Raw genomic sequence first — 11,731 nt, forward strand, 5'->3', positions numbered from 1 at the left:
ATTTGCCATAGAGGTTGCTTACCCTCTTGGTATTTTTAGTGGTAAGCGTACAATCCGAGCAACTGCATTGCCTGAGAACGGAGCGCGCCGATGATTTCTTCTTTCCGCCACCTGTCCAGACTTTCGCTCGCCGCCGGCTTTGCCTTTGGCATCGCCACGGCCGCCTTCGCGGCTGGCGACAGCAACGATGACACCAATCCGCCGCCGAAGACCCAGACGACCAAGACCTGCACCGGCGGGAAGGTTTGGGACAAGGCCAAGAAGGAATGTGTCAACCCGAAGAAGAGCAGCTTCAACGACGACGATCTCTATCAGTTCGCCCGCGAATTTGCCTATGCCGGCCAGTATGACAACGCCATCACGGTGCTCAATCTCGCTCGCAACCAGAACGACCCGCGCGTCCTGAACTATCTCGGCTACGCCAACCGCAAGGCCGGCCGCATGGAGCTCGGCATGTCCTACTACCGCAAGGCGCTGCAGGCGGACGAGAATTATATCCTCGCCCGCTCCTATATGGGCATGGCGCTGGTGGAACAGGGAGACATCCAGGGCGCTCGCGTCCAGCTTGTCGAAATCCGTGATCGTGGCGGCGAAGGCACCTGGGCCTATCGCTCCCTGCTGCAAAGCTTGAACGGCTACAAAACATATTGACGCAAGCTTTGCAGGCCACAATACGAAAATCCCTTGGGAAAGAGTGATGAAGACGACCGGATGCTTGCGAAGTGCAGGAGACTTGTTTCATAAAGCACATGCATCGACGGCGTCGATAAAGTCGGTTTTCGCGCCCGACGGCGAACCCTTCGTCCGCGAAACCATTGTGAATGCTTCTTGGATAGACAATGCGTCAGCCCGCAACGACCATCGATCTCCGACGTGATCTCGTCGGCCTCCTGCCCCGCCTTCGCCGCTTCGCGATCACGCTCGCGGGTGAGGTTGCCGTGGCCGATGAACTCGTTCAGGCCGTCTGTCAGCGCGCCATCTCCAAAGGTCATCAATGGAGCGGCGAAGGCCGGCTGGAAAGCTGGATCTACACGCTTGCCCGCCAGCAATGGACCGACGACAACCGTAAGCGCAAGCCGAAGGCTTCCGTCCGCGGCAACGTCACCGATATTCGCGAGGCCGCGCGCGAACGCTCGGCCGCGGTCGATCCCGACACCATCCATCACATGATTTCCGATATGCCGGATGGTGTTTCCAGCATGTTCCTGCTGGTCGACGTCGAAGGCCACAGCTACCAGCAGGCGGCCGACATCATGGGCATTCCGGTGGCAAACGTCGTCTCGCAGCTCGCGACCGCGAGGCTGCATTTCGCCGGGCTTGCCGGCACCCACCCGATCCACAGGTTCTGAATTTGCTCGATCTTAGGAAATTGCCGCTCGAAGCCCAGCTCACCGCCCTTCTCGACGGCGAAGTCTCGCCCGAACAGCGGCACGAACTGGAGCAGCGTCTGGCAAGTGACGAGAATGCACGCCGACTGCATGAGAAGCTGCGCCACGGGGCTGATTTCGGCCGCCGCCGCCTCGACGATATCCTGAAGGAGCCGGTGCCGCTTGCCCTCGTCCGCTCGATCAAGAGCACGCAGCCGCCGAAGACGCCGATCGCCCAGCGCGCCACGCGCCCGCAAGTGAAACTGGCGCCGAGCGGCCCGCAGGCGCTGGCCGCCGCCCTCATCCTCTTTGTCGTCGGTTGTGGTATCGGCTATTTCGTCGGCACCGCGCCGGATGCCGACGAGATTGCCAGCACGGCTACCACCAATGCGGCACCGGCCAATACCAGTGACTGGCTGGGCGACGTCACCGCCTATCAGCGCCTGCTGATCCGCCAGCCCCGTCATCTCGTCGAAGTGCCCGCCTCGCAGGCCGAGGAAATCTCCAGCTGGCTGACGACGGCGATCGGCGTGCCCTTCCGGGTGCCGGATCTGAGCGCCGAAGCCTGGACCTTCCAGGGCGCGCGCGTCATCCTCGGCGACAGCCGCCCTGTCGGACAGCTCGTCTATTCTAATTCCGACGGCGACATCATCTCCATTTGCTTCCGCAAGGACGCGCAGCCGCCAGAGACCGACGACTTCAAGGAAACGATCAAGGACGAGATCGGCCTCGTGACCTGGCACAATGCCGGCACCTCCTATGTGCTTGCCGGCCCCTCCGCCGAAGCAACGCTCGGCCAGCTCGCCATGGAGATCGCCACCGCGATCTGATTGCCGGAGCATGGTGCCGAGCGGTAACGCACGACATCGTGCGTCGCCTTCTTTGATTTAAGGCACCAGCACCACCTTGCCGACCGCCCGCCGCCCTTCGATGGCGCGATGCGCTTCCGCCGCTTGATGCAGTGGGAAACGACCGCCGTCGATAACTGTCACGACGCCCGCTGCGGCAAGCTCGAAGAGGTCGGTAAGATCCTCCTGCACCCCCTGAGGCGTCAGCAGCGGCAACAGCGAAAATCCCTTGATTGACTGATTATCATCAAGCATGTGCTCGACATCGGCCGCCTCAAGCCCGAACCGCCCCATCGCCGCCAGCACAAGCTCGCCGCAAGGCGCCAGCGCATCCAGTGCCGCCCTTGAAAACACGCCGCCGACGGTTTCATAGATGATATCCGCGCCGAGCCCTCCGGTCAGCTTCTTGACGTCCTCCTGCCAGCCGGGCGCCGTATAATCGGCCGCATGATCGGCGCCGAGAGATCGGGAAAGCGCCCTCTTCTCGTCACTGCTCGCCGCCGCGATCACCATCTTCGCCCCGTCACATCTCGCGAGCTGCACAAGCAGCGACCCGACACCGCCCGCCGCAGCACTCACGAGAACATTCTTGCCTTTCGCGGGACTGCGGCGCAGCAGATGCAGCGCCGTCAGTCCCTGCACCATCAGCGCCGCAGCCGCCTCGAAAGAAACCGCATCCGGCAGTTGCACCACCGCCCCGCCGTCGACCGTGACGAATTCGGCATAGCCGCCCGAACCGCGTCCGATCGCAAACAGAGGAACGGCGACCCGCGCACCGATAATCGATGGATCAGCCCCCGGCCCTGCCCGCTTGACCGTTCCCGCAATCTCGACACCGGGAAACATCGGCAGGTCGGGCGTTACGGCATAACGGTCGGCCCGCATCAGCACCTCGAAGAAGTTGACGCCAGCCGCATGGACGCGGACGAGAACCTCCCCCGGCCCCGGCTCGGGCACCGGCATTTCTACGACCTCGAGGACATCGGGCGGACCGAAGCGAGTGAATTGGACGGCTTTCATGGCAGATGAACCTCACGACTGATTGGCGTGGGGCAGGTTTAGCAATAGGATATCAGCCAAAAATACACACTCTTTCGTTCCCTACCCACCAGGAGGTGACCATGGCCGAGCCGATGAAAAGACTCCCCGAGCTGCCGGTGGAGCGCGCGCTGAAGGTGATCTCGGGACGCTGGAAGCCCGTCATCCTCTATTACGTCTTCTCCGGCCCGAAGCGTCTGTCGGAGCTGAAGCGGATGATGCCCGCGATCACCCAGAAGGTGCTGATCCAGCAACTGCGCGAGATGGAAGAACACGGGCTGGTCACCCGCCAGGTCTTCGCCGAGGTCCCCGCCCGCGTCGAATACAGCGCGACCGAACTCGGCCTTGGCCTCGAACCGGTGCTGCTGGCGCTCTGCCAATGGGGCCAGCGCCACGCCGAGGCGCGCAACGAAGCCGGCAATATCGCCGACTGCATCGTCAGGCCGCGCCGCGCTACAGCGCCGCGCGTCTTTGCAGACGCGCATACGGCGCTGTAACACTTTGAATTGCTGCATAATTTTCTCCTTAAATCGATTCCGATTTAAGGAATTATGCAGTAGTGCGATCGCGGCCTGAAACTTGTCTGGTCAAACCTTGGCCGATCAGGCCTTGCCGGCCTTCACGTCGAGCACGCGGTTGGCGGCCGAGACGATCGCTTCCAGCGATGCCGCGACGATGTTGGTATTGATGCCGGCGCCGAAGAGTTTGCCGCCTGGATAAGAGGTCTCGACATAGGAGATCGCCGCCGCGTTCGAGCCATGCTGGAGCGAATGCTCGGAATAGTCCTCGACCGACATCTCGATGCCGAGATAATGCGACAGCGCATTGATGAAGCCGTCGATCGGACCGTTGCCGCGCCCTTCGATGCGCTTGATCTCCCCATTGTCGGTGATCTCGGCTGCGACGATCCGCTGGCCCTTGTGCTCGGTGTCGGGATAGGTGTGATGGTCGACGAAGCGCAGGCGCCCTTCCGACTGTGTCACGTAGCGCTCGATGAAGCGATCGTAGATGCGCCGGGACGGAAGCTCCTTGCCCTCTACGTCGGTGATACGCTGGATATCCTCGCGGAATTCCACCTGCAGGTTGCGCGGCAGGTTCAGCCCGTAATCCTGCTGCAGGATATAAGCGATGCCGCCCTTGCCGGACTGAGAGTTGATGCGGATGATCGCCTCGTAGGAACGACCGACATCGCGCGGATCGATCGGCAGGTACGGAACCTCCCACACGGGATGATTGGCGACCTGTGCTGCCTTCATACCCTTGTTGATCGCATCCTGATGTGAGCCGGAGAAGGCCGTATAGACCAGTTCGCCAACATAGGGATGACGCTCACCGATCGCCATCTGGTTCGAATATTCGAACACTTCCTTGATGCGCTCGATATTCGAGCAGTCGATCTCGGGATCGACGCCTTGCGTGAACATGTTCAGCGCCATCGTCACCATGTCGACATTGCCGGTACGCTCGCCATTGCCGAACAGCGTGCCTTCGACGCGGTCGGCACCTGCCAGCAGTGCCAGTTCGGCAGCGGCAATGCCGGTGCCGCGGTCGTTATGCGGATGCAGCGAAACGATCAGGTTCTCGCGATTGTCGAGGTTGCGGCACATCCATTCGATCTGGTCGGCATAGACGTTCGGCGTCGCCATCTCGACTGTGGACGGCAGGTTGATGATCAGCTTGTTGTCGGGCGTCGGCTTGACGACCTCGATGACGGCATTGCAGATCTCCAGCGCCACCTCGAGTTCCGTGCCGGTGAAGCTCTCCGGCGAATATTCGAAACGGTAACCGCCGCCGGCCTTCGTGGCCATATCGGTGATCATCTTGGCGGCATCGACGGCGATCTGCTTAATCCCCTGCACATCCTTGGCGAAGACGACGCGGCGCTGCAACTCGCTGGTCGAGTTGTAGAAGTGCACGATCGGCCGGTTTGCGCCTTCCAGCGCTTCGAAGGTGCGGGTGATGAGTTCCGGGCGGCACTGTACCAACACCTGCAAGGAGACATCGTCGGGCACATTGCCCTCCTCCACGCACCAGCGGGCAAAGTCGAAATCGGTCTGCGAAGCCGAGGGGAACCCGATCTCGATTTCCTTGAAGCCCATCTCGATCAGCAGATGGAACATGCGCGCCTTGCGATCGTGGCCCATCGGGTCGACGAGCGCCTGGTTGCCATCGCGCAGGTCGACCGAGCACCAGACCGGTGCCTTGGTAATGGTCTTCGTCGGCCATGTGCGGTCGGGAATGTTCACCTGCGGATAGGCCCGGTATTTCACCGCGGCGTCGGGCATGCCTTTTGCGGGGCTCACCCCGCTCTTGGAGGCCATCTTATCTCGGGGGGATTGCGTCTTCGCGTCCATCGTATCGTCTCCTCGTCCCGGCATTTGCCCGCTCTTAGCCGATCACGTCGGGCTTGGCGATAAACAAATGCGGACCTTGTCGGTCGTTAGGTCAATTTTGAAAGTGAGTCGCGAGGAGCGATGGCCGGGCGGGCTTTCGGCCGCCGGGCGCTCCTCAAAGGACCCGGCAACCGCGCGTAAGGCCGAGGAGAAGAAGCGAGGTCAGGGCGCGCGTATTGTCACGCAGGGCGATGCGGCCGCGTGCAATCGTGTCAGAAATTCTGGCGCCAGTGGTCTTCATGACCGCGCTTATAACCTCGGGCGGTGACGCTGGCAAGTCCTTGCCCGGCCTTTGGTCGTCGCCAACATTCGACGAACAGCCAGCCTATTGCCGGCGGAGTTGCCTGAAAGCGCCGGGATCCGCCATTTGGAGAGCAGAACGACCTTCCGTTACCTCGACTGAGCCCGGTCTTTCCAAATCTTCACCAGCCGCGACAGCGCCAGCATCAGCCCACCCGCGATCAGGCCCCAGAAGGCGCCGGAAATGCCGCCGAAAGAAACGCCGGAGGCGGTGACGAGGAAGGTGATTGCCGCCGCCTCACGTGAGTCCGGCGCCTGGAACGCTGACATCGCCGAAGACGAGAAGGCTCCGACCAGCGCCAAGCCCGCCACCGCCTCGATCAGGATCGAAGGCGCGAGCGCGACGAAGGCCGTCACCGCGCCGGCGAGCAGCCCGAGAATGATATAACCGACACCGGCGATCAGTGACGCCCAATAGCGACGCTTCGGATCGGCATGGGCGTCCTGTCCGGCGCACATCGCCGCGGTGATGGCCGCCAGATTGACCGCGTGGCCGCCGAACGGCGCCGAGAGCAGCGAGAAGAAGCCGGTGACGGCAAAGAGCGGACCGGGCTTTGGATCGTAGTGGTTGACCTTCAGCACCGCGATACCCGGAATGTTCTGCGAGGCCATGGTGACGATGAAGAGCGGCAACGCGATCGAGATGAGGCCGGCAAGATTGAACACCGGCCGGACGATCTCCACCGTCGGCACCAGTGATTGTTCCAGCGAGCCGAGCGCACCGTCAGGGATATCGACGCCGAAGACAAGCACCAGCACGAAGGCCGCGAGTGCTGCCGGCACCGCCCAAAGCCGCTTGAAGGCGCCGACAACGATCCAGGCGACGACGATCGGCAGACCGAACAGCGGATTGAAGCCGATCGCCTTCACCGGCGCGAAGCAGAGGCCGATCAGCACGCCGGCGAGCATCGCGTTGGCGAGTGGTGCGGGAATGGCGGCAACCGCTCGCCCGAGCGGCTTGAACAGCCCCGCGACGATGATCAGGGCGGCGCAGATCAGGAATGCCCCGACCGCCGCATTGAAGCCGCCCTCGATCGCCCCGGTGCTTGCCAGCAGTGCGGCACCCGGTGTCGACCAGGCGATGCTGATCGGCAATCGGGTCACGGCACTCAGCACGATCGCGCAGACGCCCATGGAAATCGACAATGCCATCAGCCCGGAAGCCGCCTGCACATCCGTGGCGCCGACCGCCTCAAGCCCGTGCAGCACAACGGCGAAGGAGCTGGCGGAACCGACGAAGGCGGTCAGCAGGCCCATGAACAGGGCTTGGACGGAAAAATCTTTGAGCATGGCGGGACTCGAGCTGCGCGAATGGCGCATGGAGCATGATGGTTGCCCCAGGCGCAAGTCCGGATTAAGCGCTTTCCGTTCAGACCTTGCCGCTAGGAGATCATCTCCGTCCGAGCACTATCCGAAAACAGAACGCCCTCACCTGCGATCGGCAGGCAAGGGCGGGTTCTTGGCAGCTTTGGCTGATAAACTTAGATATCGGCCTGCGACGTGACGATCCGTGAAACGAGGCCATACTCCTTCGCCTCTTCGGCCGAAAGCCAGTAGTCGCGATCCGTATCCTTGTCGATCTTGTCAAGCGGCTGGCCGGTGGCCGCTGCCATGATCCTGTTCAGGCGCTCGTTCATCTTGATGATCTCGCGCGCCTGGATTTCGATGTCGGATGCCATCCCGCGCGTGCCACCGGATGGCTGATGCAGCAGGAAGCGCGTGTTCGGCAGGCACAGCCGCCGCTCCTTCGGAGTGGCGACATAGATCAGCGCGCCGGCGGAGGCGACCCAACCGGTGCCGATCATCCAGACCTTCGGCTTGATGAACTTGATCATGTCATGAATGGAATCGCCGGATTCGACGTGGCCGCCGGGCGAATTGACATAGATGCGGATGTCCTCGTCGCTGGCCGCGGCAAGCGCCACAAGCTGCGAGCAGACCTTCTGCGCCAATTCCTGATTGATCGGTCCGTAGATGAAGATCGAACGCGACTTGAAAAGATTCGCCTCCGTTTCCTTGCCGAGCGGCAGTTCCTTCGTCTTGTCGTCCTGGTCTTCGTCGTTCATTCGAACCTCTTGGAGATGAATTCGGGTTCCTCGCACATAGTGCGACTCAATGCCTAAAACAATGCGGGAAAAACACAAGGCACCGAAGCGATGGAGATATCCTTAAGAAGCCGCGCGCCGTTCTGCAAGCCTTACTGAATTGTAACGGCGAAAGGCTTTGAAAAGCCTAAATCGGTTCCTACCTCAGCCCTCACGCGGCAAACGCCGCATCAGATGATTAGGAGGCAGGACAATGTCACCCGAAGAACGCCAATTGCTGACCGCCCTCTTCGACCGCGTACGCACCGCCGCGGCCACACCGCGCGACCGGGACGCCGAAGCCCTGATCGACCAGGCGACGCGCGAACAGCCCTCCGCCACCTATTATCTCGCCCAGGCCGTCATCGTTCAGGAAAAGGGACTGGAGGCGGCCGCCAACCACATCAAGGAACTCGAAGAGCGTGTCCGCCAGCTGGAAGCCGGCGAGAGCGAACACCATCAGGCCGAACAGGGCGGCGGTTTCCTGAGCTCGATCTTCGGCAATACGCAGACGCAGCAGCCCGCGCCCGTCCCCTCCAACCCCGGCCCATGGGGCCAGTCCTCCCGCGGTTATGACGATTCCCGTGGCTACGACCGTGATGTCCGCCAGCCGCCGCAACAGCCGACCGGCCCTTGGAGCCAGCAGGCCAATGCACCGTCGGCCGGTGGCAGCTTCCTGCGCGGCGCGCTCGGCACGGCAGCCGGCGTTGCCGGCGGCATGCTGCTTGCCAATTCGCTGAGCGGCATCTTCGGCAACCACATGTCCTCGCTCGGCTGGGGCTCGCCCTTCGGCGCCAACCCCTCCGGCAATGCCAGCGCGCCGACCGAAGAAACCGTCATCAACAATTATTACGGCAACGACGACACCCGCCAGGCCTCCGACAATGTCGACGACAAGGACAATGACAACGGCAACGTACAGCAGGCTGACTATGACGACAGCGACGATTCCACCGACGACTCATCCGGCGACGACGTTACGGATGTGTGAGATCTAGCGGCCGGAGACGGATAGCGACTGCCGCACCGGTAGCCCGGCCCATGCGCTTAGGCTCAGGGCGTTTGCCGCTGCAATCGATTCACTGGATCGATTGCTCGGGCTGCGCCCGAACGCAACTCACCCTCGGCCGCGATAGGTGGCAACGCCTTGCTCCGGCAGCCACACGCCTTCCGGCGGCTTGCCCGTCTGCCAGAAGACGTCGATCGGAATGCCGCCGCGTGGATACCAGTAGGCGCCGATCCTGAGCCACCGGGGATCGAGCAGCTCGACGATGCGCTTGGCGATGTAGACCGAGCAATCCTCGTGGAAAGCGCCGTGATTGCGGAAGGAATGCAGGAAGAGCTTCAGCGACTTCGATTCCACCAGCCATTCGCCCGGAATGTAGTCGATGACGATATGGGCGAAATCCGGTTGCCCGGTCATCGGGCAGAGCGAGGTGAATTCCGGCGCGGTGAAGCGCACGACGTAATCGGTGCCGGCATGGTTGGACGGCACTTTTTCAAGCACCGCCTCCTCCGGCGATTGCGCGGTTTCGGTCTGCTGACCCAGCATCGACAGGCTGGAAACATCGGTATTCGGCATCATGCCTCCTTAACGACTTTGACGCGGATGCCGTGAGCCTTTTCGCCCTCCGGTTCCACATGAATTGCGATAGTGGCGCCCTCGTGCACCGCCCTGATGGCATCCTCAAGGCGGTCGCATATATCATGCGCCTGCCGCACCGACATCCCGCCGGGCACCACCATGTGGAAATCGATGAAGGTGACGGTGCCCGCCCGCCTCGTTTTCAGGTCATGCACGCCGATCGAGCCCGTCGCGTGGGTGGCGATCGCCTGCTTGATCGCCTCCTCCTCCTGCGGCTCGACTGCCTGGTCCATCAGCCCGCCGATCGATTGCGAGATCACCTTCCAGCCCTGATAGAGAATGTTGACGGCAACGAGAATGGCAAGCACCGGGTCGAAGATCGCATAACCCGTTGCCAGCGCCAGCAGCAGACCGACGAGCACGCCGACGGAGGTGACGACGTCGGACATGATATGCTGTCCATCCGCCGTCAGCGCTGCCGAGCGATGTCTGCGCCCGGCTCTGATCAGCAGCCGCGCCCAGATCGCATTGATGACACCGGCCGCGACGTTGATCGCAAGGCCGAGCACGGGTGCGTCCAGCATGCGCGGCTCGGCGAGATAACCAACCGCCTCGTTGACGATCAGCAGGGCGGCGACGACGATCAGCACGCCCTCGGTGACGGCAGACAGATATTCCGCCTTGTGATGACCGAAGGGATGGTCGTGATCGGCCGGCTTCTGCGCATAGCGGATGACGAAGAAGGCGATGAAGGCGGCAACGACGTTGACCGACGATTCGAGCCCGTCCGACAGCAACGCCACCGAACCGGTGACCCACCAGGCCACCATCTTCAGCCCCATGACGCCGAGCGACAGCGGAATCCCCCACATCGCCAGCTTGCGAACCGTAAGATCGCCGTTGTCACTCATATCGTTCCCCTGCGGTTGCGAATGAATTGCAGCTTTCAAGCCGTTGAAACGCAAAACCGCCCACGCGAATGTCGCGCAGGCGGTTCAGTTGATGGTGATATGGGGGAAGACGGCGGATTTGTCAAAGGGCAATGAAGTTCCCCTTCCGCGTGGCTCAAGGAGCAGGCTCGGAGAGAATAGTCTGCGGCCAGCGCAAGAGCGCGGCCTGCCCTGCAGCCGTCAGGGCGTAGACGCCCTTCTCCTTGCGTTCGAACCATCCGTAGACGTTGTCGAGCAGGATTCGGCCGGCATTGGGCACCTGAGCCTTCATATCCCGCGGCCGCCCGACCCCACGCTCGATTGCGGCGGCGCAGAGCAGCACCTGCTGACGATAGGCGGTCATGATTGGCGCCCGCGTGCTGCCGCCGACGGCGGGATCGCCGTGGCGGCGCTGATGTTCCTTGACGAGGCGCGTGCGCCGCTTGGGATTGGTGCGCGGCATCGGCGAAACGGAACTGACGATGATGCTGACCTCGCCGGCATCGGAGACGCCGAGCATGCCGATGCCGAGCCTGCGGCAGAGATCGCGATAGCGTTTGTCGGTCTCCCGCCCCCGACCCTTGGCGGAGACGCGGGCCGCGATCCAGACCTCATCGCTCATCGCCGCGCGGTCGACCGCCTGGAGAAGCAGTTCGAGGTTGAATGAGAGCTTGAGTTCGCAGACCACCACGACCGGCGGCTCGGCATCGCTGAGGCCCACGAGATCGCACCCGCCGACCTCACCCTTCACGACATAACCCGCCGCCTCCAGGAAAGCTTTGACCGGCAGGTAAAGCGATGTCTCCATATTGAAACCCGCGCCTCAGGCGGCGTTGAGATCGGCAATCTCACCGTATTTTGCAAGCAGCCGCGGCGAGGACATATCCCCGGTTTCCTCATCGACGATCACGGCATAAGCCGCCACGCCGACGAAACGCTCCGACATCGCCGAGGCGATTTTCTCCGCGCTGACGGAGTTCGATGCCTGGCGCATTTCACCGGGGACGAGATTGCCGCGGTTCTTGCGATAGGGAAGAACGATGAACTTTTCAGCATTGGCCACGTCGAATATCCCGATTGATCGTTCCTGAAATGTTCTGATTTGGCTGAAGAAGTCAACCGGCCTTTCGAAAACGGCGTGCCCCCCGCAATCGGGGAAAGGGCAGGCCGAATAACCGTCGAAATCC

13 protein-coding genes are annotated in these 11,731 nt (G+C 62.2%); 5 read left to right on the plus strand and 8 right to left on the minus strand.

Translation table 11 applies throughout. The features are described 5' to 3' along the window. The first annotated feature begins 90 nt into the window (after positions 1-90). The 3 genes from A6U98_RS18900 (at position 91) to A6U98_RS18910 (ending at position 2,197) form a co-directional block, all read left to right on the plus strand. Complete coding sequence (locus A6U98_RS18900) at positions 91-651, plus strand: hypothetical protein (protein WP_064651967.1); 561 nt, start codon at positions 91-93, stop codon at positions 649-651. Between the two features lie 188 nt (positions 652-839). Continuing rightward, positions 840-1,349, plus strand: coding sequence for an RNA polymerase sigma factor (locus tag A6U98_RS18905; RefSeq protein WP_003541801.1), 510 nt, complete (start codon positions 840-842; stop codon positions 1,347-1,349). Between the two features lie 2 nt (positions 1,350-1,351). Continuing rightward, positions 1,352-2,197 (plus strand): anti-sigma factor, encoded by an 846-nt coding sequence (locus A6U98_RS18910; protein WP_064651968.1) that lies wholly within the window; start codon positions 1,352-1,354, stop codon positions 2,195-2,197. A 57-nt stretch (positions 2,198-2,254) separates the two neighbouring features. On the opposite strand, the gene A6U98_RS18915 is transcribed toward A6U98_RS18910, so the two are convergent. Beyond that, the gene (locus tag A6U98_RS18915) at positions 2,255-3,235 is read right to left on the minus strand and encodes an NADPH:quinone oxidoreductase family protein (protein WP_064651969.1); all 981 of its coding nucleotides are present in this window, start codon (positions 3,233-3,235) and stop codon (positions 2,255-2,257) included. A 5-nt stretch (positions 3,236-3,240) separates the two neighbouring features. Here A6U98_RS18915 and A6U98_RS18920 point away from each other — a divergent pair, with 5 nt between their 5' ends. Further along, positions 3,241-3,750, plus strand: coding sequence for a helix-turn-helix domain-containing protein (locus A6U98_RS18920; RefSeq protein ID WP_197496404.1), 510 nt, complete (start codon positions 3,241-3,243; stop codon positions 3,748-3,750). Between the two features lie 105 nt (positions 3,751-3,855). On the opposite strand, the gene leuA is transcribed toward A6U98_RS18920, so the two are convergent. From leuA to A6U98_RS18935, 3 genes are all read right to left on the minus strand, one after another. Continuing rightward, complete coding sequence (gene leuA, locus A6U98_RS18925; protein ID WP_064651971.1) at positions 3,856-5,607, minus strand: 2-isopropylmalate synthase; 1,752 nt, start codon at positions 5,605-5,607, stop codon at positions 3,856-3,858. 429 nt (positions 5,608-6,036) lie between these two features. Then, on the minus strand, positions 6,037-7,266 hold the full coding sequence (locus A6U98_RS18930) for a benzoate/H(+) symporter BenE family transporter (RefSeq protein WP_064651972.1): 1,230 nt from the start codon (positions 7,264-7,266) through the stop codon (positions 6,037-6,039). A 161-nt stretch (positions 7,267-7,427) separates the two neighbouring features. Further along, positions 7,428-8,012: an ATP-dependent Clp protease proteolytic subunit gene (locus tag A6U98_RS18935; RefSeq protein WP_003561390.1), complete on the minus strand. Its 585-nt coding sequence runs from the start codon at positions 8,010-8,012 to the stop codon at positions 7,428-7,430. Between the two features lie 232 nt (positions 8,013-8,244). Between A6U98_RS18935 and A6U98_RS18940 the strand changes: the two genes are divergently transcribed. Next, positions 8,245-9,021 carry a DUF2076 domain-containing protein gene (locus A6U98_RS18940; protein ID WP_064651973.1) on the plus strand — a complete coding sequence of 259 codons (777 nt, stop codon included), beginning with the start codon at positions 8,245-8,247 and terminating at the stop codon, positions 9,019-9,021. Positions 9,022-9,147: 126 nt separating this feature from the next. Here A6U98_RS18940 and queF read toward each other — a convergent pair whose 3' ends face one another. The 4 genes from queF to A6U98_RS18960 form a co-directional block, all read right to left on the minus strand. Continuing rightward, positions 9,148-9,612 carry a preQ(1) synthase gene (gene queF, locus A6U98_RS18945; RefSeq protein ID WP_012758487.1) on the minus strand — a complete coding sequence of 155 codons (465 nt, stop codon included), beginning with the start codon at positions 9,610-9,612 and terminating at the stop codon, positions 9,148-9,150. Further along, positions 9,612-10,526 carry a CDF family cation efflux transporter EmfA gene (emfA, locus tag A6U98_RS18950; RefSeq protein ID WP_064651974.1) on the minus strand — a complete coding sequence of 305 codons (915 nt, stop codon included), beginning with the start codon at positions 10,524-10,526 and terminating at the stop codon, positions 9,612-9,614. The genes queF and emfA overlap by 1 nt, the downstream gene beginning before the upstream one ends. 154 nt (positions 10,527-10,680) lie before the next feature. Continuing rightward, on the minus strand, positions 10,681-11,352 hold the full coding sequence (locus A6U98_RS18955) for a DUF2161 family putative PD-(D/E)XK-type phosphodiesterase (RefSeq protein ID WP_064651975.1): 672 nt from the start codon (positions 11,350-11,352) through the stop codon (positions 10,681-10,683). Between the two features lie 15 nt (positions 11,353-11,367). Then, complete coding sequence (locus A6U98_RS18960) at positions 11,368-11,607, minus strand: hypothetical protein (protein WP_017961519.1); 240 nt, start codon at positions 11,605-11,607, stop codon at positions 11,368-11,370. Between the last annotated feature and the right edge of the window lie 124 nt (positions 11,608-11,731).

Origin of the sequence: Rhizobium sp. WYCCWR10014, assembly GCF_001657485.1 — a bacterium.
Taxonomy (GTDB): domain Bacteria; phylum Pseudomonadota; class Alphaproteobacteria; order Rhizobiales; family Rhizobiaceae; genus Rhizobium.